Origin of the sequence: uncultured Ruegeria sp. (genome assembly GCF_947500045.1) — a bacterium.
GTDB lineage: Bacteria > Pseudomonadota > Alphaproteobacteria > Rhodobacterales > Rhodobacteraceae > Ruegeria.
Genome location: NZ_CANMQQ010000005.1, coordinates 209,061 through 233,259 on the forward strand (window position 1 = coordinate 209,061; position 24,199 = coordinate 233,259).

21 protein-coding genes and 1 tRNA gene are annotated in these 24,199 nt (G+C 54.8%); 7 read left to right on the top strand and 15 right to left on the bottom strand.

Features of this window, described 5'->3' with window-relative positions; genetic code table 11:
* Positions 1-50: 50 nt before the first annotated feature.
* The 3 genes from Q1B46_RS11035 to Q1B46_RS11045 all read left to right on the top strand — a co-directional run bounded on the left by Q1B46_RS11035 (position 51) and on the right by Q1B46_RS11045 (position 3,667).
* On the top strand, positions 51-1,085 hold the full coding sequence (locus Q1B46_RS11035; RefSeq protein ID WP_299947911.1) for a cysteine synthase A: 1,035 nt from the start codon (positions 51-53) through the stop codon (positions 1,083-1,085).
* Positions 1,085-3,520 carry a DUF3772 domain-containing protein gene (locus tag Q1B46_RS11040; RefSeq protein WP_299947913.1) on the top strand — a complete coding sequence of 812 codons (2,436 nt, stop codon included), beginning with the start codon at positions 1,085-1,087 and terminating at the stop codon, positions 3,518-3,520. Before Q1B46_RS11035 ends, Q1B46_RS11040 begins: the two co-directional genes overlap by 1 nt.
* 57 nt (positions 3,521-3,577) lie before the next feature.
* Positions 3,578-3,667: transfer RNA gene (locus tag Q1B46_RS11045), tRNA-Ser, on the top strand.
* A gap of 78 nt (positions 3,668-3,745) precedes the next feature.
* On the opposite strand, the gene Q1B46_RS11050 is transcribed toward Q1B46_RS11045, so the two are convergent.
* The 5 genes from Q1B46_RS11050 to Q1B46_RS11070 form a co-directional block, all read right to left on the bottom strand.
* Positions 3,746-4,498 carry a porin family protein gene (locus Q1B46_RS11050; RefSeq protein WP_299947915.1) on the bottom strand — a complete coding sequence of 251 codons (753 nt, stop codon included), beginning with the start codon at positions 4,496-4,498 and terminating at the stop codon, positions 3,746-3,748.
* An 82-nt stretch (positions 4,499-4,580) separates the two neighbouring features.
* On the bottom strand, positions 4,581-5,825 hold the full coding sequence (locus tag Q1B46_RS11055) for a DUF3179 domain-containing (seleno)protein (RefSeq protein ID WP_299947917.1): 1,245 nt from the start codon (positions 5,823-5,825) through the stop codon (positions 4,581-4,583).
* Between the two features lie 43 nt (positions 5,826-5,868).
* Positions 5,869-7,536, bottom strand: coding sequence for a sulfatase-like hydrolase/transferase (locus Q1B46_RS11060; RefSeq protein ID WP_299947919.1), 1,668 nt, complete (start codon positions 7,534-7,536; stop codon positions 5,869-5,871).
* 99 nt (positions 7,537-7,635) lie between these two features.
* Complete coding sequence (locus Q1B46_RS11065; RefSeq protein WP_299947921.1) at positions 7,636-9,276, bottom strand: sulfatase-like hydrolase/transferase; 1,641 nt, start codon at positions 9,274-9,276, stop codon at positions 7,636-7,638.
* A gap of 1 nt (position 9,277) precedes the next feature.
* Positions 9,278-9,550 (bottom strand): hypothetical protein, encoded by a 273-nt coding sequence (locus Q1B46_RS11070; protein ID WP_299947923.1) that lies wholly within the window; start codon positions 9,548-9,550, stop codon positions 9,278-9,280.
* A 123-nt stretch (positions 9,551-9,673) separates the two neighbouring features.
* Here Q1B46_RS11070 and Q1B46_RS11075 point away from each other — a divergent pair, with 123 nt between their 5' ends.
* Positions 9,674-11,008, top strand: coding sequence for an adenylate cyclase (locus Q1B46_RS11075; protein WP_299947925.1), 1,335 nt, complete (start codon positions 9,674-9,676; stop codon positions 11,006-11,008).
* A gap of 22 nt (positions 11,009-11,030) precedes the next feature.
* Here Q1B46_RS11075 and Q1B46_RS11080 read toward each other — a convergent pair whose 3' ends face one another.
* The 9 genes from Q1B46_RS11080 to guaA all read right to left on the bottom strand — a co-directional run bounded on the left by Q1B46_RS11080 (position 11,031) and on the right by guaA (position 20,335).
* Positions 11,031-11,645 (bottom strand): TetR/AcrR family transcriptional regulator, encoded by a 615-nt coding sequence (locus Q1B46_RS11080; RefSeq protein ID WP_299663457.1) that lies wholly within the window; start codon positions 11,643-11,645, stop codon positions 11,031-11,033.
* Between the two features lie 83 nt (positions 11,646-11,728).
* Positions 11,729-12,598: a polyphosphate kinase 2 gene (ppk2, locus tag Q1B46_RS11085; RefSeq protein WP_299947927.1), complete on the bottom strand. Its 870-nt coding sequence runs from the start codon at positions 12,596-12,598 to the stop codon at positions 11,729-11,731.
* A gap of 49 nt (positions 12,599-12,647) precedes the next feature.
* Positions 12,648-13,601 carry an alpha/beta hydrolase gene (locus tag Q1B46_RS11090; protein WP_299947929.1) on the bottom strand — a complete coding sequence of 318 codons (954 nt, stop codon included), beginning with the start codon at positions 13,599-13,601 and terminating at the stop codon, positions 12,648-12,650.
* On the bottom strand, positions 13,591-14,508 hold the full coding sequence (gene metA, locus Q1B46_RS11095; protein ID WP_299947931.1) for a homoserine O-succinyltransferase: 918 nt from the start codon (positions 14,506-14,508) through the stop codon (positions 13,591-13,593). The genes Q1B46_RS11090 and metA overlap by 11 nt, the downstream gene beginning before the upstream one ends.
* A gap of 38 nt (positions 14,509-14,546) precedes the next feature.
* Positions 14,547-15,419 carry an ATPase gene (locus Q1B46_RS11100; RefSeq protein ID WP_299947933.1) on the bottom strand — a complete coding sequence of 291 codons (873 nt, stop codon included), beginning with the start codon at positions 15,417-15,419 and terminating at the stop codon, positions 14,547-14,549.
* Between the two features lie 244 nt (positions 15,420-15,663).
* Positions 15,664-16,887 carry an outer membrane protein transport protein gene (locus Q1B46_RS11105; RefSeq protein WP_299947934.1) on the bottom strand — a complete coding sequence of 408 codons (1,224 nt, stop codon included), beginning with the start codon at positions 16,885-16,887 and terminating at the stop codon, positions 15,664-15,666.
* A 117-nt stretch (positions 16,888-17,004) separates the two neighbouring features.
* On the bottom strand, positions 17,005-17,895 hold the full coding sequence (locus Q1B46_RS11110) for an EamA family transporter (protein WP_299947935.1): 891 nt from the start codon (positions 17,893-17,895) through the stop codon (positions 17,005-17,007).
* A 245-nt stretch (positions 17,896-18,140) separates the two neighbouring features.
* Entirely contained in the window at positions 18,141-18,719 is a 579-nt protein-coding gene (locus Q1B46_RS11115) for an N-acetyltransferase (protein WP_299947936.1), read from the bottom strand.
* A gap of 56 nt (positions 18,720-18,775) precedes the next feature.
* Positions 18,776-20,335 (bottom strand): glutamine-hydrolyzing GMP synthase, encoded by a 1,560-nt coding sequence (gene guaA, locus Q1B46_RS11120; protein WP_299947938.1) that lies wholly within the window; start codon positions 20,333-20,335, stop codon positions 18,776-18,778.
* Positions 20,336-20,426: 91 nt separating this feature from the next.
* Between guaA and Q1B46_RS11125 the strand changes: the two genes are divergently transcribed.
* On the top strand, positions 20,427-20,867 hold the full coding sequence (locus Q1B46_RS11125) for a GNAT family N-acetyltransferase (protein ID WP_299947940.1): 441 nt from the start codon (positions 20,427-20,429) through the stop codon (positions 20,865-20,867).
* Between the two features lie 133 nt (positions 20,868-21,000).
* On the top strand, positions 21,001-22,545 hold the full coding sequence (locus Q1B46_RS11130; protein WP_299947942.1) for a trimethylamine methyltransferase family protein: 1,545 nt from the start codon (positions 21,001-21,003) through the stop codon (positions 22,543-22,545).
* On the opposite strand, the gene Q1B46_RS11135 is transcribed toward Q1B46_RS11130, so the two are convergent.
* A complete protein-coding gene (locus tag Q1B46_RS11135; RefSeq protein WP_299947944.1) occupies positions 22,546-22,845 on the bottom strand; it encodes a DUF6477 family protein in 300 nt (99 codons plus the stop codon).
* A 241-nt stretch (positions 22,846-23,086) separates the two neighbouring features.
* Between Q1B46_RS11135 and Q1B46_RS11140 the strand changes: the two genes are divergently transcribed.
* Positions 23,087-24,184 (top strand): DUF6456 domain-containing protein, encoded by a 1,098-nt coding sequence (locus Q1B46_RS11140; RefSeq protein WP_299947946.1) that lies wholly within the window; start codon positions 23,087-23,089, stop codon positions 24,182-24,184.
* Positions 24,185-24,199 lie beyond the last annotated feature (15 nt).

Here is a 24,199-nt window from a genome sequence, read left to right on the forward strand (position 1 = left end):
AGTCTTGGCATCTGTAAATCTGCTGCAACACCATATGACAAGAGGACGCCATGCGCATAGCGAAAGACCTTGCCGACGCGGTCGGCAAAACACCCTTGATCCGGTTGCGTCGCGTCAGCGAAGAGACAGGCTGCGAAATCCTCGGCAAAGCCGAGTTCATGAATCCGGGTCAATCCGTCAAAGACCGTGCGGCGTTGTTCATTATCCGCGATGCAATTGCGCGCGGAGACCTCAAGCCCGGTGGCACAATTGTCGAGGGTACGGCGGGTAATACTGGCATTGGTTTGGCATTGGTCGGGGCCTCAATGGGTTTCAAGACGGTGATCGTCATTCCTGAGACTCAATCGGAAGAGAAGAAGGACATGCTCCGACTTGCCGGAGCTCAGCTTGTGCAGGTACCTGCTGCGCCTTACCGCAATCCCAACAATTTTGTGCACTATTCCCGCCGCTTGGCTGAGGAACTTGCCCAGACCGAGCCCAATGGTGCCATCTGGGCGAACCAGTTCGACAATGTCGCCAACCGGCAGGCGCATGTGGAAACCACCGGCCCAGAAATCTGGGACCAAACCGGTGGCAAAGTTGATGGCTTCGTCAGTGCGGTCGGTTCGGGCGGGACCCTGGCGGGTGTCGCCGAGGTTTTGCAGCCCAAAGGCGTAAAAATCGGATTGGCTGATCCGATGGGGGCAGGCCTTTATTCTTATTACACTACAGGTGAGATCGCGATGGAGGGCGGCTCCATCGCCGAAGGCATCGGACAGGTTCGGATAACGAAGAACATAGAGGGGTTCACCCCTGATCATACCTGGCAGATCACCGATAATGAGGCGTTGCCTTATATCTTTGACCTGCTTCGCGAAGAAGGTCTGGTGATGGGGGGATCTACCGCAATCAACATGGCCGGTGCGGTACGGCTGGCGAAAGAGTTAGGGCCGGGGCACACCATCGTAACTGTTTTGTGTGACTACGGCACGCGCTACCAGTCCAAACTGTTCAACCCCGAATTCCTGCGCGAAAAGGAACTGCCAGTTCCAGATTGGATGACCGACGTGCCACGCAGCATTCCCGGCGTGTTCGAGGACGTATGATGTTGCGACAGGTCCGCCTGTTTCTGGTTCTGACGATTATCTGCCTGTTCGGGTTGGGTGGGGTTGCCTCTGCCCAGCTTACCGACAGGCAAAGCGAATATTATCAGGATTGGATCAGCACGGCGGATCGGGCGGAATCAGTGATTCAGGCCAATCGTGCATCGAATGCCGCGTTGGAGAATTTGCGTTCAGAAATAAACGAGTACCGCGAAGACTTTAATAACGCGCGCAGCGCGAATACGGACCGTATCCAGACACTGGAAAGCCAGCTGAAGGCGCTGGGGGCGAAACCGTCGGATGGGGAAACCGAACCCGAAGACATCGCAAAACTGCGCGCCCATCTTGAGGATCAGCTTAACAGCCTGCGGGTGCCGCGTATCATCTCGGAAGAGGCGTTCAGCCGTGCCAACGGGCTGATCAGTGAAATTGATCGGATCATTCGTGATCGCCAGAAGAGAGAGTTGCTGAAACGTGGGCCGTCACCGTTCAACCCTGTTTATTGGGGTCCGGCTTGGGTTGATGTCAAAGAAGCGACACGAAGCCTGATCAACGAAACGGTCGAGAACATGCGTACCGATGTGGTTCACGAACGGATTCGCGAACGCGGTCTCGGCATAGTCGTTCTGTTGGCCATGTCTGTGGTTTTACTGCTGTTCGGGCGCAGCTGGTCAGAAAAAGGTGGTGCTTATCTGCGGTCACTGGGCGGGCGCGGCAGCGGCGTCTGGACATTTGTCGTCTCGCTACTGCGCATACTGCTGCCGTGGCTCGGTGTTGTGCTCTTGGTTTCGGCCGTCGTGCTGACAGGTGTATTGGGTCTGCGCGGCACGCTGTTGGTTCAGAACATTCCCTATTGGGCTGCGATTATATTCTACTTTGATTGGATCGGCCGACAGGTCTATCTGATGGGCGCCTCTCAGAACTTCAAGAGATTGTCCGCCGGCAGAATCCGAGAATTGCGGGTTTATCTCGATCTGTTGGCGGTCATGCTTATCCTGCATGAGCTGGTTTTGTTGTTTGAGCAGATCGAGAACATCTCGGACGCGACCCGCGCCGTTGTCGGATTTCCGGTCATTGTGGTTACTGCACTGCTGCTGCTTCGGGTACGTCAGGTCAGGCAGACCGAGCCTGAACAAGCATCAGCGGATCAAGAGGCAAACCGGCGTGCGGCTGGATTTAGCCAACTGATCGAGTTCCTGAGACGCGCACTTTTCATGCTCGGGATTGCGACACCTATCCTGGCGGCCTTTGGATATATCAACGCCGCCGAGGCGATTGTATTTCCTGCCGTAAAGACACTTGTCCTGATCGCGGCACTTGTGATCGTTCAGCGTTTTATCAGCACGGTCTATGGCTGGCTATCAGGGCAGGGCGAGGCGGCGCGCGATTCACTGTTCTCGGTTCTTGTCGGATTCGCGCTGGCGATCCTGTCTCTGCCGGTACTGGCACTGTATTGGGGGGCACGCGAAACTGACTTGCTTGAGGCGTGGTCGCGGCTGCTGCAGGGGTTTGATATCGGCGGTGTCAGGATTTCACCCAGCAATTTCCTGACCTTTGTCGCTGTTTTTGCCATCGGATATACGTTGACCCGCCTTCTGCAAAGCGGACTGCGCAATTCGTTACTGCCCAAGACTACTATTGATCCCGGCGGGCAGAATGCCATCGTGTCGGGAACCGGCTATGTCGGAATTTTCCTGGCAGCATTGGTCGCCATCATGATTGCCGGGTTTGACCTATCGTCATTGGCAATCGTGGCAGGTGCTTTGTCGGTTGGTATTGGTTTCGGGCTGCAGACCATCGTATCGAACTTTGTTTCAGGGATTATCCTGCTGGTCGAAAGGCCGATCTCAAAAGGGGATTGGATCGATGTGAACGGCATGATGGGGTATGTGCGCGATATCTCGGTCCGGTCCACGCGGATTGAAACCTTTGACAGGACGGACGTAATTGTTCCGAACTCGGATCTAATCAGCGGTGTGGTGACGAACTACACCCGTGGCAACACAATTGGCCGGGTGATCGTTCCAGTGGGCGTCGCGTACGGCACCGACACCCGCAAAGTCGAAACCATATTGAGTGAGATCGCGAACGGACATCCGATGGTATTGGCAAACCCGGCACCCAGCGTGGTGTTTCAGGGTTTCGGGGCAGATTCGCTGGACTTCGAGATTCGAGCGATCCTGCGCGATGTGAACTGGGTTTTGTCGGTCAAGTCCGACATGAACCACGAAATCAATCGCCGGTTCGTCGAAGAAGGAATAGAAATTCCATTCGCTCAGCGCGATATCTGGCTGCGTAATGCCGAGGTTCTGCAGGGGCAGGACGACCCACAGCCAGAACCCGATCCGCTGCCGCGCGATCCAGCGTCACCCAAGCGTTCTACACCTGTTGACCTGACCGAAACCGATCTGGATTCCAGCGACGGCGACGAGCTTTGATTCAGCAATAATCGGGCCTTGCAAATCCGGTTTCGATGGTCCAAATAACGCCGACACGGAGAGGTGGCCGAGTGGTCGAAGGCGCACGCCTGGAAAGTGTGTAGGCGGGAAACCGTCTCCAGGGTTCGAATCCCTGTCTCTCCGCCACATGATCAATCTATACCATCGACGCCGCGGCCCAGCGACGATCAAGGATCGCCGGTGGGCATAAAACGTATGTGTCGATCAGAAGCGGTAAGTTGCGCCCAACAGTGGGCCGGATTGATCAAACTTGAAATCGTTGCCGTCGATGTCGTGATCAAACGAAATATAGCGGTATCCGCCGCGGATCAGCCAGCGTTCGTTGATTGCATAATCCGCTGTCAACAGCACCTGCCATGTTTCGCTGCCGCTGCGAAAGCCGCCATAGTCGACAAACCCGGTGCCTGACCATTTGTCCGAGAATGCGATACGTGCGCGCGCGCCAATCACAGGGTCAGTCCAGCTTGAGTCCACGGTTGTTCGGCGGCCCGGGGCTGCGCCGGGTTGAAGTTCAAATTCGGTTTCAGTGCTGAACCACCTGAACCCGCCAACGATATCTACATTCGCAGCCTGATCGTCATAGACCCGGTAGCCCACATAACCGCTAAGGAATTGAGTTGTGAATGAGGTGTCCAAGCCCGAGCTCGCAGGCCCGGGCGTATCGCTGCTGAAAGACAGATCGGTATAGTTATAGTCGGCCACCAATGACCATCGCCCATTGGTGGCGGAAAATGCGCCCATGAAGGCAAAATCGAGATTATCCAACGCGTCGGAAAAGCTCAGCGTGCCGTCCAGTGTGCCCATTGGAGTGCTCAGGGACGTTTCCGTTTCCGGCATGAACAGATAGATTGAGGCCTCATACGACCAATCCGACTGTTGGGCCAAGGCCACTGGTGCCATAGAAACCGCCGATGTGAGCCCGAGGGCCAGTTCTTTCCACCTCATTGTCGCACCCATACTTAACTCTCCGCCAAAAATCTGTTTCGATATTTCGTAGTCGCGCTCTGCCAACCCGGCTGAACACATTCGTATTTGCAATTCACGCCACCACTTTTTGGGCAGTGCCCGAACCATCGCCAACCCGGTTGACATCCGTGCTTGGAAAGAACTCGGACCAGACATGCCAAAATACACCTGCGCGCAGTGTTTCGACCCTGTGCAGTTGGCCCTGATCAGTTTTTCCCCAAAAGTCGCATTGCGTAATAGGGTGACCGCTGTCGTTATACCAGACACCCAAGCTTTCATATTTTGGATCAAGACTGACGACGACATCCCGTCCACCAACATTGGCGTTGATGATCCAGTCGTTTTCGACAACGAAATCATCCGTCCAACAGGCGGCATCCTGCCCGATCGTGATACCCCAGACATATGTCTTGTTCGGCAATCGGTCATCCGAGCGGTCCATGTTGTCCATCACCGGAGCGTCTTCTTGATGTTGACGACCGATACCCCAGCCAAAGGTGATCTCGGTCATCATATCCAACAGTCGCAGCAGTGGGTTCGGTGATGGTTTGTTCAAAAACACCTCACCCTCCGGGTAGGCCTTCTGGAAACCGCGAAATGTCATCCGATAGGTGGGCCACGGTTTCATCTGCGCCTCGGGCCTAAGAGGGCAGGCGAGGCCATCTGCGCTTGGATCCCGATCCGCTTCGCGAAAGCCGTATATGTGCTGGATGGGCTCGCCGGTCTCGTTATCGCGCAAAATCAGGTTGTTGCCGTGCTGTGCGAGAACCTCAAGGTTCAGCCTTTTGCCCTCGATTCGAGGAGAGTACCCTTGACCGAGATTGGCCATGGCGCAGTAAGTCATCACGACGTCCTCACCGCCGAGCCCTTCGTTATCACCTGCAAGATGTGGTCGCATGATCTGTGCGTCAGGATGCGCGCGGGCGTGACCGTTATTGTCGATCACCATAACGGGCGCTGTCGGCCCGACATATTTGCGGGCCTCGCTGATGGGAAAATACTGCGCAGTATTCAGTTGGTTTCTCAGGCCCAGATGGACCCAGACATAAGGGAACCCATAAAGAAGAAGGACGAGTACCGCTGCCACCAGCCACAGCCAGAACGGCCCAGCCCCTAACGCAAAATGTGCAAGCGTCGCGATGGCAAACGCGCCCAACCCGATGGTGATCAGGCGGTATTCATTGCGGATAAAACGCACCATATTCGCGCGCTTCACTTTCAACAGCATCTGCGACACGTCGCCAAGGTCTCGGAAATAGACAAAGCCGATCCCAAGTGATCCGATCAGACCCAGTGCAAAGAGGAGTATTCCAATCATGTGTTGATCCTAATGGCTTGGTGCGTCACTGCCGTTACCGGTGTTATTGCTGCGGGGCTTGGCGTTTGATCAGGAACGCCTCAACCGCTTGTTGCGATTCTGGGCGCGTGTTTTCGATCCCTTCATAGGGCACGCCATAGGCCGGCGGGCTATCTGGATATTTCTCTTTCCGGGCCATGTGTCGGCCTAGAATTCGCACAAACTCCTGACCGCCCCAGGCGCCAACCTCGGTTGAGACTGAAAATTCTTCGCGAGTGTCACGATACAAGTCAAAGAATTTGGCGGCGATGGGGTTCTTGCCGGGTGGCGGCAAGATGAGTTTGAGTTGATCTTTGACGACGGCTTCGGGTTTTTTGTCTGAATAGATGATCACGTGGTCGCGGCGCGATTTTGCTTCGTCGTCGAAAAGCAATGCAGCAGATTGATCCACGCCATCAATCAGGCGATCGCGTGGGACAAACTGATCGGCATCGGCGAAGCGAGCCAATGTTGTATAGAGATCGGAGATGTGGATGATGCTATTGAGAAGGCCATCTGCTGTGATCATGCCGGGCCACCGGATAAAGGCATCGACCCGCACACCGCCTTCGGTGGTGTCGGCTTTACCGCCACGAAAGATCATCGGAGTGAACCCTGATTGCGGTGAGTATTTGGTGAAATGGCCGTTGTCGCCCATTACGATAACGATTGTATTCTCAGCTAAGCCGAGCTCGTCAATTCTGGTGAACAGATCACCAAGCCATTGATCCAACAACTGCATCTTGTCGACATAAAGTCCGCCGTTAGCGCTTTTGGGACCCGTTCTGCCGGTTCGTGTGTTGTCCAGAGGGATCATGGGCCAGTATTGCAGGAAGAACGGTTCTTCCCCGCCAGCCAAACGCTCCAATTCCTCCATGGTCTTGTCCTGGAAGGCTTGGTTCATCTCGTCATACTTGGCCGCGTTCCAGCGTTCGCCAGGTTCCATTCGGATTTCATGGATTGGGCCGCCAGCTTCGCCCTCGATGACGGTCATCATGGCTGAGGCATCAGGACGGAACCACTGGTCGATGGTGTACTTATCGTCGTAGTCCCGAATAGCCACCGAAACCTGTTCCTTGATCGCGTCATCATGGAAGATCGTTAGTTGCCCCTGTTGATGGATTGCATGTTGGGCATAATCGAACCCCTGATTCATTGCCCAGCTTTCTGAAATATCCCCCATGTGCCATTTGCCAACGTGGCTGGTGGAATATCCAGCCTGCTTTAGAACTTCCGCCAGCGTAACCTCTTCCCCTGGAAGACCTTCCCCGGCGATATCAACTTGCGTGTTGCCCATTCCCATACGGACAGGCAGCCGCCCGGTCATCTGGGCGACGCGGGTCGGGGTGCAGGATGGTTCGGTATACATCCGAACCATGCGCATCGCTTCATCAGAGAAATCATTGATATTGGGCGTCTCATAACCCCGGACGGCATTCAACTCGGGTATTCCCATGTCACCAAATCCCAGATCGTCGATCAGAACGCTGATGATGTTCGGCGGGTTGCCGTTGTTGTTCTCTCGAAATGCGGTCAGGGCTTCATCGACCGCCGCATCATCCTGGGCCCATTGTTCGGCCCGCTGGGCTTGCAAAATATAAAACTCGGCATCGTGCTGGATTGGGTCCTGTTGCGCAAGCACCGCGCTTGCAGCAAGGCTGACAGAAAGAGCCAATACCCCTGAAATCTTCATCCCATGTCCCCCGGTCATGTGCTTGATGACTGGGAATTACAGCCATCGATACTCTCATATTGAAACATTATCATATTTAAACAAGTTTTTCCGTGGCGTTCATTGCTGCCAACTCATGAACACTTCACGGGTCAGCTCGGTTTCCGGGCGCAGGTTGTCGATGCCTTCATAGGGAATACCTCGTCCGATCTCAGCATGCGGGTACTTCGCAATCATCTTTTGATGACGTTTGACCATGTCCTGAAACGAGGCCCCGGCCCATAACGAGTAACCGACCAAGGGGTGCTGTTCACGCGGGTCGCGATAAATATTGTAGGTCGGAGCCGCCGCACCCGGTTGGCCCGGGGCTGGCAGGTGCATTTTGAATTCCTGCTTGACCACAGAACGCAGAACAGGCCCCTCATAAACATATACATAGTCGCGTCGACCATTGCCTTCGCCATTCAGAAGAAGTGAGGTTTGGTCAATTCCGTCGATGACGCGGTCGCGGGGGATGTGATCAGTTGCGCCTGCAATCCGGGCCATGGTGGTGAAGATATCCGAGACATGGAAGATATCACCGGCGGCGCTGCCTGCCTCGATCACCCCAGGCCAACGGATGAAGGCATCGGTACGCACGCCACCTTCAAGATGCTGGGTCTTGCCCCCACGATATATGAGCTGGTTGAGGCCTGACGTGCCCTCGTAATGATACATCAATCCGTTGTCAGCCATCAGGACCACGATCGTGTTATCGGCTTCGCCGGTCTCCTCCAGTTTGGTCAGCAGATCTCCGATCCAACCATCCAGCAGCTGCAGTTTGTCCGCATGAAACCCGCCGTTGCGAGAGATCGCCTGATCCGGATAGACAAAATTCAAAGGGTAGAGGGGCCAGTATTGCAGAAAGAACGGTTCGTCAGCGGCGGCGACACGTTCAAGCTGGTCCAAAGCCTGACGCTGGTAACGCTCGTTCATGTCGACGTACTTGGCCTGGTTCCAGATTTCGCCCGGCGACATGTCCACTTCGTGGGCGGTACCGCCTGCCTCAGCCTCGACTCCGGTTACCAGCCCATAGGGTTTGAAACGCTCATCCAGCAGAAACTGGTTGTTTTGCCCCTCAGGTATGTACCCGAGCATCGTGTTCGCGCGCATTGACTCGGGGGTCATGAGGCTCAGCTGAACCTGTTGATGCAACGGAAAGGCAGCCCAGTCGAAACCCTGATTGTGGGGGTAGGATTCTTCGATGTCACCTTGATGCCACTTGCCGATATGAACGGTATTGTAGCCAACTTCTTTCAGTATTTCGGGTAGTGTCACTTCGGTCGCCGGAAGGCCTTCGCCCACCAGCGCCACTTTCACTTCTGTTACGCCAGCGCGAACCGGGTGTCGTCCGGTAAGCATCGCAGTGCGTGTCGGTGTGCAGGACGGTTCGGTATACATGCGCATCAACGACAGGCCTTCGGTCGCCAATTGGTTGATGCTCGGTGTCTCAATGCCCATGACATAGTTCATCTTGCGATCACCCATCTGACCAAAACTTACATCGTCGATCAGAATGTACAGAACATTGGGCGGCTTGCCCCCATTGGCGTCACGAATTGCAGCCAGTCTCGCTTCGATTTCAACATCCTGCGCATCCCAAACCTCACCGAATTGGGCGCGTAAGAATTCGAACTCGCCATCGTGTTTGATTGGATCTTGCTGGGCGAAGGCAGAACCTGCTGTCAGGATCAGCGAGGGCAGGATGTATTTAAGTTTCATTTCAATACTCCGGATTCGGCACGTCTATTGGTGTTGTCTGATGTTCAGAAATTCTTGTTTCGATACTGCTGCGCAAATCTGAAAGGGTCTCTGCCAGATCAGCGAGGTATCGAAATTGTCGGGTAGCACCTGGTGGGGACGAATGAGAGAGCGCGACAAATATCTCTTGATAGTCCAAGCAGATCCGGTCGAATTCTGTGTCTTGGGTGCGCAAAATTCGCAGTAAGGGGGCCTTGTCCGGGAACTGTGCGTCAAAGAATTCATCCTCGTTCATATGCAGCACCTTCAAAAGCTGTTGCCCAATCAGCATGCGCCCCAACGAAATTTTCTTGAACGTATTAAGCCGCATGCTACCGTAGCATCGCAGGGTCAAACCCTTGTCGCGAAAGGATAGTTTTTGACGGACGAGGAGAGCGAAAAACGGGTTGGCGATACACGCAACGTTTCACCTGACGAGGTGCGCGATGCACTGGTGCGCGTGTTGGGCTCGGCCGGGTTCAAAGGGTCCGCCCGGATGCGTTCATTCCTGACCTACGTTGTCGAAGAGGCTCTTGCTGGTCGGACCGATGAAATTCGCGCCAAAACAATCGCCATGGATGTTTATGGCTACAGCGCTGATGAGCTGACAAAGCGCGAAGGCGTCGTGCGTGTGGACGCGGGGCGGGTCCGGCGAAAGCTGAAGGCGTACTATGGCAGTGCCGGGGCGTCCGACCCGATTGTAATATCACTGCCCCTCGGTGGTTATGCACCCGAATTCGAAGCGGGTTCCGACCAACGTCGGAAATCAAAAAAGCTGTGGCGCATTCCGGTGGCATTGATCGTTTCCGCGATCCTCATCGGGGTAGGGGGATTTGCGGCGACGTTCCTTGCGAAGAGACCCTCATCAAGCGGTATCGGCGCCGAGCAGACGACGATCTATGATGTTTCTCCGGCGCGGGTTGAAGCGATGAACCTGTGCAGCGCTGGACGGGATGTGATGTTTCCGGTCGTCAATCTACCGCGCCTGAAACCCGCGTTGTTGATCTTTGAAACAGCGATTGAACGTGATCCGCACTATTATTGCGGGTACGCCGGGGCTGCTCAGGTTGAAACCATGCTGGCCATTCTTCAGTTTACAGACCCCGCCGCTGAAGAAATGCTGGCCACTGCAGATGAAAATAGCGCCTATGCATTGGAGTTGGAACCTGATGCGGCATGGGCGTTGTCATCGCGCGCTTGGCTGGAATTCGGGCTGGGAAATTATGACAAAGCCACTGCTTTGTCTCGCAGGGCAGTGAATATCGCACCAAACGATCCGCATATCGCTGAATTTGATGCGCTAATTTCACTCTATACCTTGAAATTCACCCATATCCTTTCGGAATCTGAGCGCTACGAAAAACTGGCGCAGAGCAGTGGTGGGCTCGTATTTGGCAACGTGCTTGGGGCGGCGCAGTTTCACACTGGGGATTTTGCCGCCGCGATCCGGACATACGAAGACACCATCGCGCGCGGTGGACCCTTTGGGCCGATTTCTGCGGCCTATCTGATGGCAGCACGCTGGAATAACGGGGAACAGATCGAGGCGCGTCGCCTCGCCAACCTGTACAAAAAGACCTGGCCTGGTTTTCCGTTGGAAGCCTTGAAAAGACGCGCATTCAAAGAACCGCAACCGGTTGATGCGCTTGTCAACGCAATGAAGGCAGCCGGGGTGTCGCTGAATAGCGGCGAGGCAGATCTTCCAGAGGACTGACCAGCATAAAGTCTGGCGGGTGTTAATCGTCCTGGGCGACCAATCCCAGACCACGCAGGTAGATACCAATACCGCTCTCCAGCAGATCCTCCGGCGGGAAGGGAGAGCTTGCACCAGTATTGCGTGCATAAAGTTCAACAACCCCATGACTCATGGCCCAGATATGGGCACTGAACATCGATGCGGGTGGGCGTTTTTCCGGTGGAATATGCTGCGACAGGTCACTTGCCGCTTTTTCCAGCACGTTCTTTGCGCGATTAGACGCAAGCGCCAATTCAGGCGTCCGGTTAACGGAAATCCCACTTTCGAACATCGCGATATAGTGTCCGGGGTGTTTGCGGGCGAAGGCAAGATAGGCGCGTCCGGTGGCCTCGAACGCCGCAAGTGCCGAAGGTTGCCCTTTGTCATAGGCAAATTGCATCAGGTCAGCGAACATCTCGAACCCTTGGCGTGCTGCTTCTGCGATCAGATCCTCGCGACCCTGATAGTGCCTGTAGACCGCAGCGGGGGTCACACCGGCTGTCTTGGCAGCCTCGGACAAGGTAAACCCGGTCGGGCCTTTTTGTTCGATCAGAGACAGGGCTGCCTCGATCAGGGCCTGTTTCAGATTTCCGTGGTGATATCCGCGCTTTGTCATCCCGTCCTCAAGTGCGTTTACGGGTATATATGCACAGGCCAAGACCTAATCCAGCGCAGTTCGTGTTTTGCCCCATCTCGCGCTCAGGCATCCCAAATTTCCGGCCCGCCACAGATCTTTTCATCTGGAGTGCCGACCACGTCGAAATTTTTTCCATCATAGTCCAATCCGTTTAGCACGGTGCGAATGGCGGCCAGCCGGGCGCGTTTCTTGTCATCGGATCTGATGATGGTCCAGGGGCAATCTTCAGAATGGCTGCGTGTCAATGTTTCGGCAATGGATTGGCTGTATTCCTCCCACTTGTGCAGACCCGCTATGTCAATCGGGCTGAGCTTCCATTGTTTCAGCAGATCGGTTTCACGGGCCAGAAAGCGGTTCAACTGCTCGGCGCGCCCGACGTTCAGCCAGAACTTGAACATGTGAATGCCGTCGTTCTTGAACCCGTTCTCCAAGGGAAGAACCTGCCTGAAGAACCGCTCACGCTCTTGATTTGTGCAAAAACCAAAGACGTTCTCAACAACGCCTCGGTTATACCAGCTGCGATCAAAGAACACGATTTCTTTGGCAGAAGGCAAATGCGAGATATAGCGCTGAAAATACCACTGGCTGCGCTCTGCATCTGATGGTTTGCTAAGCGCCACGTTGCGGGCTCCCCGAGGGTTGAGGTTTTCGCGAAATCTTTTGATTGTTCCGCCCTTGCCGGCCGCGTCGCGCCCCTCGAACAGGATGGCGATACGTTGGTTGGTATCCTTTACCCATCTTTGCATCTTGACCAACTCGATCTGCAGATCTTCCATCTGCTGATTGTAGGCCTTGCTCTTCATCTTTTTTGGGTAAGGGTAGGTAGGGTTTAGAATTTCGCCTTTGTTTGCGCCTTCAATGGCCGTGCGAACGGACTTGGGCGCGTCATTGTGATAAAAGCTCTCGATAGCGCCCTGTTCTGATTTGGTCATGTGTGGCCTCACCATAAAATCCATAACTTACTATGGATTACGGATGGGTTTAACGCAAACCTGCCCGTTCGGCAGCGCGGTCGATTGCGGCGGCTACTTCCGGCGCTGCGACGACCTGCGGCATATGTCCGATACCTTCCAGTTCGATCAGCTCAGCGCCGGGGATTTGTTCGACCAGCCTATCCGAATGCCAGCCCAGGCCCACAGTTGTATCGGCTGTCCCGTGGACGATTTCGGTATGTACGGATATCTCGCCATAGCGGGGCTGAAGTTCGGTCACTTCATCCAGAAGATTAGCGCGTTGTTTGGCATTTGCATGCATCGAAGCGCGGCGCATGGTCAGACCCGGCCCGAAATGCTCTGCATACCCCTTAGGTGCTTTTTGAGGGGCGAACACCTGGTCCAAAGCCTTTGTGACATACCAGTCGGGAACAAACGCACTGACAAGGGGCAGAGCCAAAGCGTCGCCTATTGTTGTCGCCCCGACCGTGTTGAACGCATCTAGCGGAGTTTCCCAAGGGATTGCCGCAGGGGCGATTAGAACGAGGGCTGAGATATTGTCGGGCCTTGTAACTGCCCATGCCAGCGAGACTGATCCACCGTAGCTTTGCCCGGCTACAATTGGTCTTTCGGCGCCAAGTTTTGATGCAGCCTGTTGCAGGATTTCTGCTTGCTCAACAATGGTTTCACCGTTCGGGTTAAAGCTTTCTGAATACCCTAGGCCCGGGCGGTCAAATACGATGACGCGATAGTTTTCAGCCAAGATGGGTGCCAACGCAAAGGTCATATCGCGCGTGTTCCCGCTTGATCCGTGAATCAACACGACATCCGGGCCTTTACCCATCACTACGGCATGCACCGCAACCCCATCAACATCGACGATCTGCCCTTCAGGCGGGAACGAGGCCTCGGCGCTGTTTTCACGTTGTGCGCTGCGCCATGCGGTGACAACAGCGAGGCCAACAAGCGCGATGCCGAGTGATATCAGGAACTTACTGGCCAATTTTATTCATATCAAACGGGGTTGTCTGATAGATGGAGTTGATCCAGTTGCCATAAAGCAGATGCGCGTGACTGCGCCACCGGTTCTGCGGCTGCTGACTTGGATCATCTTCCGGGTAATAGTTTATCGGGACATTGATCGGTGTGCCATTTGCGACGTCGCGGTCATACTCCTGCTTGAGCGTATCGCTGTCATACTCGAAGTGGTTGAAGATATAGAGCGCGCGATGCGCCGGGTCTTCAATCAGGCAGGGGCCAACATCATCGCTGCCAAGCAGCGTGATCAAATCTGGCACCGCGTCGATCTCGTATTGCCGCATCTCTGTCCAGCGGCTGACCGGAATTACGCAATCATCAGAGAACCCGCGCAAAAATGGCGATGCGGGTGCAAGATTTCTGTGCCGGAAACACCCGAAAGCCTTTGCATCCAACATATGCTTCTCGACGTCATGGAAATGGTTGATCATCGCCATGCCACCCCAGCAAACGCCGAAGGTGGAATGCACATTGGTCTGTGTCCACTCGAACACTTCACGGATTTCATTCCAGTATGTGACATCCGTGAAGCCCAGATGCTCGATCGGTGCACCTGTGATGATCAGGCCGTCAAACTTCTGGTCCTTGACCTCCTGAAAAGGCCGATAAAACTCGGCCATATGCGCGGCTGCTGTGTTCTTGGTCTGATGTTCGGTCATGCGGATCAGCGACAGATCGATCTGCAAAGGCGTAGCACCGATCAGACGCGCGAACTGGTTCTCGGTTTGGATCTTCTTGGGCATCAGATTCAACAGACCGATCCGCAAAGGGCGAATATCCTGCCGTGCGGCCTGATCTTCGGCCATGACCATGACGCCCTCATTTGTCAGGACATCAAAAGCAGGCAGGTCGGAAGGGATTTTGATTGGCATTTTATCACGCTGTTGAAACTGCGAAAGAAGTTTGGAACTTAGGCGGGGTTGGTTCGGGTCTCAAGAGTGCGCTCGATCAACTCATCGAAATCACCACTGTCACGCACCTTTGCAATATCGTCGGCGGCGATCGTGACACCCCAGTTTCGCGCCATCGCCTCATATCGCGGCTGACGATGCGCCAGCGCTTGCGCATAGGTCCAGCGGATGAAAGCGTCTGGATCAACTTCGGCACCCGAACAGCCATTGAGGGCAAGGTATTCAGTCCAAACACGCTTTAAGAACTCGGCCTGATAAGACATCGGTTTTGGCGCCTTATCAAAGCGCCTGATCAGCTCTTCCGTATGCGCCTCGTCGCCCTTGATCCAGATCATCAGCGTCTGACCTGACAATTCAGTCAGTATCTGATCGTTCGGATCATCGGGTTCGGCCCACTCGCAGATGGACCCGCCCGTATCGCAGATAAAGTGCGGATAGCTGTAAAGACGCTGGGCACGGTCGATGAAATACTTGGTATCCAGCAGAGCGTGTATTTCGGCCAGTCGGAACTGTTCCTGCCGTGTGTGGTATTCCGAGATTTCGAGGCCGCCCAACTCAGGATTGCCAGGTTTGCCCAAATAGGCTGAAACCGGGGTCAGGTTCTCGAACGTAATGTTCGAACCTATATAGATCGAATCTGACAACAACAGATCGCGCAGAAAGGGGACCTTCATCGCTTCGGCCTTGGCGTTGTCTGTGATGTATTCGCCCATATAGCGTGTCCCGATCCGGTAATCGATCGAGTAGTGGAACCAATCCCCGGCATCTCGCAAGGTGTTCGAGACATAGGATTTTCCCAACCCGGACATGCCGAAGAACAACACTTTCTTACGCGCAGCTTCGCGCCAGTCCTTTGACGAGTTGTAGATCATGGTCCACCGTCCCTTGTTTTGACCTAGCTAAAACGGGGCGCTGGCGGCGTCAATCGCATCGGTTGGATCGCCAGAGCGCTGACATAGCCAATTGCGAAAGTGTTCAATATCGCAAGGTACGCAGCTTGGAAATTCTGATGCGCCTGGAGAATTGGCGCTGATACTAATCCAGACTGCGTGGTTCTTAGCCAAAAAAAGCCCCGCCTGAAAGGCAGGGCTTTGGTGATTGATCATCGTGCCGAGATCAATTCAATGCGTAGGTCACCTGAAGGCCAACGCTCCATGCGCTATTGCCGGTAAAGGTCGCGCGGTTATCCGGCCCGGTGCCGTTTGCGGTGGCGTCACCGATATCAGTATAACGCACGCCGCCCGAGATTTTTGCTTTCTCAAGTGAGTATGTACCACCCAGCCCGATGCTCCAGAAACCATCTGTCGGTCCCAGGTTCGATACGGAGTTCCCCTGAGAGGTTTCGTAGCCAAGCGTTACTGCGCCCGAGAACTCATCAGTGAATTGGTAACCGAGACCAAGCGAATAAGTCCATGTCGCTTCTTCATAGTCGACAAGATTGATGCCGGTTAGGCCAGTATACACTGGTGGCGCATAGACAGTTTGCGGCCAATCAACCCAGCGCACCGAACCAAACAGCAGAGTTTTAGGTGCAACACCCGTCTGGAAGTCGAGGTTGACGGACTGAGGTGTTACCACCTCGGTGGATGAATCTGCGCTGTTCCGGGCAATTTCGGGGAATGGATTGAATGCCAAGGAGTCATTAGACTCGGTCTGTGACAAATCATGTTTGATCTTAGAGTTGTACGTTAGCGCGACCCGGGCCGCGATATCGGGGCGCTCCCAAGCAACACCTACCACATAACCGAAATCGATTTCGGCATCGGTTTCAACGCGGTATCCGCCAGATGGAAACGGCATTGTGCTAGCTCCGGCGATTGGTACCGATACGCTTGCTTTCAGCCGTTGCGCCCGGACACCACCAATTACGCTGAATCCGCTATCCAATTTATACCGAAGCAGTGCTGTAATAGCGTCAGTGTCGGCCTTTGCCCTCAATACATCCTGGTTCGCGCCGGGCGGAAATGGAGGCGAGGAGCCTAAGACATTCTGTGATAGCGGGTAATCCGAAGAATAGTCGATATCCGCACCAAAGGGCTGATCGTAGACCAGTGCAAAATCGAGCTTTTCGGTCAATGATGTCTTGTAGGCCAGATGTGGCGTGAAGAAGCTGTTCGTAACATTGCCTGAGTCGACTTCTTCACCAAATGTTGGGCTGCCCGGGATCTGATCCTCCATCGATCCGCTGACATCGGGTTTGGTGTATCCCAACCGAAACTGTACGACAGAGCCTTCTTCAAACAGGATGTTGACGCCCTGACCGCTACGGTCCAGTCCGCCCGCCTGCGCGGTGGTTGCCCCGATGCACAACGCGCATGCGTGAAACAACGATCGTTTCATATATTCCTCCCTACACTGTCCAACGGCCGGTAATGCTCATCCCATCAAGCGCATCCGGCCTTGTTACCGTCAGTTACTGTCTTAAACTTTAAAATTTGGTCAACTGGTGACCGAGCGTTACTTTGTATGAGCACGCTGCGCGGGTGTTGCGGATTTACTACGATTTTCGGACCAAACGTTTAGGAATATCCCAGCAAAAATGACTGCCGCCCCCAATAACGTCCATTGATCCAGGGGTTCATGATAGAGAATCATTCCCAATATCGCGATGGTTGGAAGGCGTGCGAAATCAAAGGGTACCACGATTGTCGCCGGTGCGATCGCAAGTGCATTGGTGATGCAATAATGCGCAAACAGACCTGCCACGCCCACCAGCAAAAGGAATGGGACGGTATCCGCGTTGGGCAATGTCACCTGCCCATCAATCGCTGAGGCGACCAAACCCAGCGCGGCTTGCATCAAGGTTAACCAGAACATGATGCAGCCGATGCTGACGATACGCGTGAGGGATTTCGTTGTAATTGTCGTCAATGCGAAGAGAATCGCCGACAGTGCGGCGGCTATTACGCCGGGGCTAAGTGAGGCCTCACCCGGCTGTGCCACAATCAATATCCCGACAAATCCGATCAAGGCCGAGGTCAGCCGCAAGGCAGTCAACCGTTCGTTCAACAACAACGGAGAGAGGAGTATCACCCAGATCGGCTGCGTGAACTCCAGTGCGAAAACCTGCGCAAGAGGAATGACCGTGACCGCATAGAACCAGAGGTTCTGCCCGGTAAAGTGCAGCACGTTTCGTACCCCGTGCAGATCAAGGCGCTTGGTCGTCACCTGATGCCATTTGCGGGATACAGTAAGGAAAAAGGCGACGATGCAGATCCCGACGAGGCTGCGGTAGAACATGATTTCAAATGTGTCGTGGGTAACGCTTAGTTCACGCCCGGCAATCGCCATGGATGAGAATGAGGCAATAGCCCCTGTCATCCAAAGCGCGGCCTTGCCGATTTGCATTGAATTGCTGCCCATGATGTCTTGTTCACGTTCTGATGTTTGACGGGCAGAATAGATGGTGTTTTGCGTGGTGATGCAATCACTAACGAGCCCGCGGGGATTCTCGAACAATTGGCTCAATTGACTATTATCTCAGTTTTTCGCAGATCGAATTATTGTTATATATTAGTTTCTTGCGACTTATATCTAAGGCGAAGACATGAAAGTAGATGACGAGCGGCCTTGTGAATGAAACCTGTGCCGAACTAATGTTTGCTCAGGATACCCCCACTCAGAACATAGCGATCCCCGCTATGGGTGCAGACAATTTCGCCATCGCCGGACAGAGGCAGATCAAGCTGCTCACCATACTCGCTCATCCAGCCGATTTGTTTTGCCGCAACTCCAACCATCAGCGCATAGGGCTTCACGTCCGCATTGACCACGGCACCCGCGCCGACAAACGCGAACTCTCCGATGGTTACGCCGCAAATAATGGTTGAATTGGCGCCAAGAGTGGCACCTCTCTTGACCAGAGTGTTGCGATATTCGTCTTTTCTTTCGATCAATGAGCGCGGATTATAGACGTTGGTGAAAACCATGCTTGGACCGCAAAACACACCTTCTTCCAATATGATATTGTCGTAGATCGAGACATTGTTCTGCACTTTGCAATTGTCGCCGATGACGACTTTATTGCCAACAAACACGTTCTGTCCAAGTGAGATATTGGAACCAAGCTTGGCACCGCCGCAGATATGCACCCAATGCCAGATTCTGCAGCCGCCTCCTATTTGTGCGCCATCATCGATTATTGCTGTTTCGTGTACCGAGTAGTTGCTCATCGATTTGTCCTTCGCCCGCAAACATTGCATCTTTTCAGCGCTTTAAATGAGGTTGGTTATTCCCACTCAATGGTTCCGGGGGGTTTCGACGTGATGTCGTAGGTGCATCGGTTGATGCCCTTGACCTCATTAATAATACGCGTCGCAGTTTCGCCCAGGAATTCGTGACTGAACGGATAGTAATCCGCCGTCATTCCATCAACCGAAGTCACCGCGCGCAGGGCACAGGCGTAATCATATGTCCGGCCATCCCCCATAACGCCGACCGTGCGAACGGGAAGGATGGCGACAAAGGCCTGCCAGATATCATCGTACAGGCCATGTTTGCGGATCTGATCGATATAGATCGCATCAGCCTCACGCAGGATCTCGAGTTTTTCGCGCGTGATTTCTCCGGGACAGCGGATCGCAAGGCCGGGGCCGGGGAAAGGATGGCGACCGATGAAACTGTCGGGCAAACCAAGCTCGTGGCCCAAGGCGCGAACTTCATCCTTGAACAGTTCACGAAGGGGTTCGACAAGCTTAAGGCCCATTTTCTCGGGCAATCCGCCCACATTGTGGTGCGATTTGATGGTGACCGATGGACCGCCTGAGAACGAGACGGATTCGATCACATCGGGGTACAAGGTACCTTGTGCAAGAAACTCTGCGCCTTCGATTGTGTCGGCATGTTTCTGAAATACGTCGATGAACAGCTTTCCGATGATCTTGCGTTTGGTTTCGGGGTCGCTTTGCCCGTCCAACTCGCCCAGAAACAGGTCGCTTTCGTCTGCGTGAATCAATTGGATATTGTAGTTGTCGCGGAACATCCCGACGACTTCCGTCGCCTCGTTTTTGCGCAGCAAGCCGTGGTCAACGAATACACAGGTCAGTTGATCACCAATAGCTTCGTGGATCAGCATTGCCGCAACCGAACTGTCGACGCCGCCCGACAGGCCGCAGATGACCTTTTTATCTCCGACCTGTTCGCGGATTGTCGCGATCATCTGTTCGCGATAGGCGCCCATGGTCCAGTCGCCCTTGAACCCGGCCAGTTTGACAAAGTTCTCGTAGAGTTTTGCGCCTTTGGGTGTGTGGTGCACCTCGGGGTGGAACTGCACCGCATAGAAATGGCGCGACGGATCAGCGGTGATGGCAAAGGGCGCGTTGGGCGAGGTACCAAAGACCTCAAAACCCGGTGCGATTTCGCTGACGTGGTCGCCGTGACTCATCCAGACCTGTTCGTCCCCGTCGGCAAACCAGCCGTCCAGGATGTCGAGCTTGTCCTGAGGCGTGACAAAAGCGCGACCGAACTCTGCGGTACCGTGGCCGCTTTCGACCTTGCCGCCCAGTTGATGCATCATCACCTGTTGGCCATAACAAATGCCCAAGATGGGAACGCCGTAATCAAAAATTTCCTGCGGAACGCGCGGCGAGCCTTCGCGTGTTACGCTGTCCGGACCACCGGAAAAGATCACGGCGCGAGGCGCAAAATCGCGCACAACCTCCATCGTGACATTCTGGTAGGGGTGGATTTCGCAATAGACGTTCAGTTCGCGCAGGCGGCGGGCGATAAGCTGTGTCACCTGGCTGCCGAAGTCGATGATCAGAAGGCGGTCGTGGGATGCTTGTGTCATGACTGGCTATTAGGTCGCATACCTTGCTTGTGCAAGCGCTATGACGTCAAATAACCCGTGTGAATCTGGTTTGTTCTGGGGGATGTGCGATATGCAGGCGCTAAGCATCAGGGTGGCGGTGTTGGACGATGCCGACGCTATTCGAACATGTCTCGGCAGTGCCTATGCGGCGTCCATGCAGGAGATCGCTGATTTGCCCGACGTAACAAGCGGGATTCAAGACGATATCAGATTGCGTCAGGTTGTGATTGCCGAAGCAGCTGCGCAGCTGTTGGGTGTCATCGTGTTTGACCGGCTGCCGGACGCGGTGAAGATATTCAACCTAGGTGTTTCTTCGGAGGCACAAGGTCGTGGGGTTGCGCGTCAGTTGCTTGATGCAGCCGAGGCCTTCGCCGATGAATCCGATTTGTCGATCCTGCGGCTGAGCACCCATCGCCTGATGTCGGGTACCCGCGCGATGTATCTCCATCTGGGTTGGCGTGAGGTCGATGCAACTGGCAATACGATACTTATGGAAAAGCATCTGTCTTGATGTTGATTACAGCTGTTGCCCGGTTATCGGAGTGCATGTCGCTTTTTCCCCGATAGCGCCGTAATCTACCTCTGGCGACGTTGGTCGTTGATGTAACACGCTTATCAAACCAACCATTCAACGGGATTTTCTCATGGCAGAGGCAAACACCCGGCGCAGGGCACGAGGGGGCGGTGGTGCCGCCCGTCGGGCCGAGCGTACGGCGGTCAAGATCGAAACCGCGAAATACATCGAACGCAACATTCCGAATTTCGAGGTCTTGAACGAAGAGGCACTGGAAATCATCGAAGCCAATGCGGAAACCGTATTGGCCGAGATCGGTGTGAATTTCGTTGACAATCCAGCCGCGCTGGAGCGTTGGCGCGATGCCGGTGCCGACGTCAATGGCGAACGTGTGCGCCTGCCGCGTGGCCTGGCACGCGAGTTGATCAAGACCGCCCCCAGCGAGTTCACTCAGCACGCCCGCGACCCCGCGAAATCAGTGGTGATTGGCGGCCGAAACCTGGTGCTGGCCCCGGTCTATGGCCCGCCCTTTGTGCGTGATGCGCAAGGTGGACGCCGCTATGCGACCATGGACGATTTCAACAAGTTCGTGAAACTGGGCTATATGTCCAAGTGGCTGCATCATTCGGGCGGCACTGTCTGTGAGCCGACGGATATTCCGGTGAACAAACGCCACCTGGATATGCTGATGGCGCATATGACCCTGTCGGACAAGCCGTTCATGGGGTCGGTCACTGATCCCAGCCGGGCACAGGATTCGGTCGAGATGTGCGAGATTCTGTTCGGCAAGGAGTTCGTGCAGAACAATACCGTCATGACCTCGCTGACCAACATCAACTCACCGATGACATTTGATGATGTGATGATGGGCTCACTTGAGGTCTACGCAAAAAACAATCAGGCCTGCATCATCTCACCCTTTATCGTCGGCGGGGCCATGGCTCCGGTTTCGGTTGCTGGTACGTTGACTCAGGTTCTGGCCGAGGTAATGGCGGGTGTGGCTTACAGCCAGATCATCCGTCCGGGTGCCCCGGCGATTTTTGGTGCCTTCGTTTCGTCGATCGACATGAATTCGGGTGCGCCAACATTCGGGACACCTGAGGCGTCCAATGTGACCTACGGGGCGGGTCAGCTGGCACGCCGTCTGGGTTTGCCGTTCCGTTCGGCTGGTTCTTTCTGCGGCTCGAAGCTACCCGATGCGCAGGCAGCCTATGAGACCGCGAACTCTCTGAATATGGGGCTGCTGTCAGGTGTGAATTTCATGCTGCACTCCTGCGGTTGGCTCGAAGGCGGTTTGGTCGCGGATTTCGAAAAGTTTGTCATGGACGCCGACCAGCTGGGTGTTTTGCACGGTCTGGCCAAAGGTGTAACCTATGACGAAGATGCGCAGGCGATGGATGCCATTCGCGAGGTCGGTCCCGGAGGCCATTATCTAGGCTGCGCCCACACGCAGGCGAACTTCAAGGAAGCGTTCTGGAAGTCCGACTTGCTGGACTACAAACCGTTTGAGACCTGGGAAGAAGAGGGCGCCCGCGATACACAGACGCTTGCGTCGGCGCGGGTTGAACATCTGCTGGCCAACTACCAGCAGCCGCAGCTTGATCCGGATGTAAAGGCGGCTTTGGACGCGTATGTCGCTGAAAAGAAAGCATCCATGCCGGATGCCTTCACCTGATCACTGATACTGCGCGGCGCGACTGGCCTGATACAGTTGCGCCTCGCCATTCAATGCAATCAGTAAATCCAGATGACGCACCAGTGAATAGGCTGCGTCTTCTTCGATGCGTTGTGCGTTGATTTCCCGCTCCAGTTCTAAAAGTCGGATCAGTGCTGCGCCTGTGCCAGGTATTGATCCATATCCAAGAAGGCGCTGCAGGTGGCGGTCGCGATTATAGTCCCGCGCCCCGATCTTGGCGGCACGGGCCAGCAATCGAGGGCGGCGGAGTGTGGTGATCATGGTCGTCAGGTCCTGCACGGCAGCATTCCTTTGCATTCGGTTTCGGTGCCGAAAATGTGACACAACCTAAGCGGGTGTTGCCTTGACGTGGATCGCCCCGAACTATGGTTTCACCACTGTTTATCTTTTTGAATCAATTCTGCTCTGAGCTGTCTGTGATTAACGAACGAGTAACGAAAGCACCTCTAGTTAGATTTGGTTAACTAAGAATCCGACGGCTAAAACTGTCAGTTTGTTTTGTCGACAAGGGCGAAGAAATATGGAAAACAGCGTGGCTTTCACCGTTCCGGCATGGGTTCCCGAGGGGGCGCAACGATATCTGGACCATACTGAATCTGGACGGTCCATTCGGGATATCGCGCGGGCAGCGGGGTGCCATGCCTCGACCATCTTGCGACAGATCCGACGGGTTGAAATGCGCCGCGATGATCCGCTGGTAGATGCCGCGCTACAATCGCTTGCCCGATCGCATTTTTCGCCATCCGACCAACAGGCGCCGACTTTTGCCATCGTAACGCCTGCTGCAAACCAGCCTGAGGCCCAGAACGCTGAATTCGAGCGCGAGGCGCTGCGTGTTCTAAGACGTTTGTGCGAATCCGGAGCTGTTCTTGCAGTGGCCGAGGATATGGATAAGGCCGTTGTGGTTCGGGACAACGGCGAAAGTGGAACCACCAAAACAGCAGTCGTTGATTGCCGGACTGCACAGGCGCTGGCTTTGAATGATTGGATTACCTGCGACAATCCGGGGCGCATCTCGCGATATCGAATTTCGACTTCGGGTCGCACGGCGCTAAGCCACCTCATCGCTGATGCGGAGAACCGGGCGCGCACCCAAAATGAATTTGGTATGGCGGAAGCCCCAGCTTCGTTTAAACCTGCGGCCATGGGAACAAATGCGCCGAACCAGCCCAAAGTTCGTTACAGCACGGTCGAAAGCCCACTGATCGCGCTGGCGCGCCGTCGGGACCGGGATGGGAAGCCATTCCTCGATGAAACTTTGGTCGGCGCAGGAGAGCGTTTGCGTGAGGATTTTGAGCTTGCGCAGCTAGGACCGCAGGTCACTCAGAACTGGAATCGCTTTTTGACGTGCGGTGGGCGCGGAGACTTTGCAGCGGATTCTCATGTAGGGCAGGGCCATTCCGGGGCTCGGGATCGCGTGACACGGGCGTTGTCTGATCTGGGGCCAGGGTTAAGCGATGTCGCATTGCGCTGTTGTTGTTACCTTGAAGGGCTGGAACTGGCCGAAAAGCGCATGGGCTGGTCCGCACGCTCAGGCAAGATAGTTCTGCGCATCGCCTTGCAGCGGTTGAAACGGCACTATCAGGATCAGGCAGAGCAGGATCGCATGATCGGCTAACCGACACCTGCATCA

What these genes read in the sequence shown, in the direction of transcription:
- Q1B46_RS11105 (WP_299947934.1), bottom strand. Translation starts at nt 16,887, where the DNA reads ATGAAACGATCGTTGTTTCACGCATGCGCGTTGTGCATCGGGGCAACC.
- Q1B46_RS11115 (WP_299947936.1), bottom strand. Translation starts at nt 18,719, where the DNA reads ATGAGCAACTACTCGGTACACGAAACAGCAATAATCGATGATGGCGCA.
- Q1B46_RS11100 (WP_299947933.1), bottom strand. Translation starts at nt 15,419, where the DNA reads ATGATCTACAACTCGTCAAAGGACTGGCGCGAAGCTGCGCGTAAGAAA.
- guaA (WP_299947938.1), bottom strand. Translation starts at nt 20,335, where the DNA reads ATGACACAAGCATCCCACGACCGCCTTCTGATCATCGACTTCGGCAGC.
- Q1B46_RS11035 (WP_299947911.1), top strand. Translation starts at nt 51, where the DNA reads ATGCGCATAGCGAAAGACCTTGCCGACGCGGTCGGCAAAACACCCTTG.
- Q1B46_RS11110 (WP_299947935.1), bottom strand. Translation starts at nt 17,895, where the DNA reads ATGCAAATCGGCAAGGCCGCGCTTTGGATGACAGGGGCTATTGCCTCA.
- ppk2 (WP_299947927.1), bottom strand. Translation starts at nt 12,598, where the DNA reads ATGACCAAATCAGAACAGGGCGCTATCGAGAGCTTTTATCACAATGAC.
- Q1B46_RS11140 (WP_299947946.1), top strand. Translation starts at nt 23,087, where the DNA reads ATGGAAAACAGCGTGGCTTTCACCGTTCCGGCATGGGTTCCCGAGGGG.
- Q1B46_RS11130 (WP_299947942.1), top strand. Translation starts at nt 21,001, where the DNA reads ATGGCAGAGGCAAACACCCGGCGCAGGGCACGAGGGGGCGGTGGTGCC.
- Q1B46_RS11125 (WP_299947940.1), top strand. Translation starts at nt 20,427, where the DNA reads ATGCAGGCGCTAAGCATCAGGGTGGCGGTGTTGGACGATGCCGACGCT.
- Q1B46_RS11070 (WP_299947923.1), bottom strand. Translation starts at nt 9,550, where the DNA reads ATGAACGAGGATGAATTCTTTGACGCACAGTTCCCGGACAAGGCCCCC.
- Q1B46_RS11055 (WP_299947917.1), bottom strand. Translation starts at nt 5,825, where the DNA reads ATGATTGGAATACTCCTCTTTGCACTGGGTCTGATCGGATCACTTGGG.
- Q1B46_RS11080 (WP_299663457.1), bottom strand. Translation starts at nt 11,645, where the DNA reads ATGACAAAGCGCGGATATCACCACGGAAATCTGAAACAGGCCCTGATC.
- Q1B46_RS11050 (WP_299947915.1), bottom strand. Translation starts at nt 4,498, where the DNA reads ATGGGTGCGACAATGAGGTGGAAAGAACTGGCCCTCGGGCTCACATCG.
- Q1B46_RS11040 (WP_299947913.1), top strand. Translation starts at nt 1,085, where the DNA reads ATGTTGCGACAGGTCCGCCTGTTTCTGGTTCTGACGATTATCTGCCTG.
- Q1B46_RS11065 (WP_299947921.1), bottom strand. Translation starts at nt 9,276, where the DNA reads ATGAAACTTAAATACATCCTGCCCTCGCTGATCCTGACAGCAGGTTCT.
- metA (WP_299947931.1), bottom strand. Translation starts at nt 14,508, where the DNA reads ATGCCAATCAAAATCCCTTCCGACCTGCCTGCTTTTGATGTCCTGACA.
- Q1B46_RS11060 (WP_299947919.1), bottom strand. Translation starts at nt 7,536, where the DNA reads ATGAAGATTTCAGGGGTATTGGCTCTTTCTGTCAGCCTTGCTGCAAGC.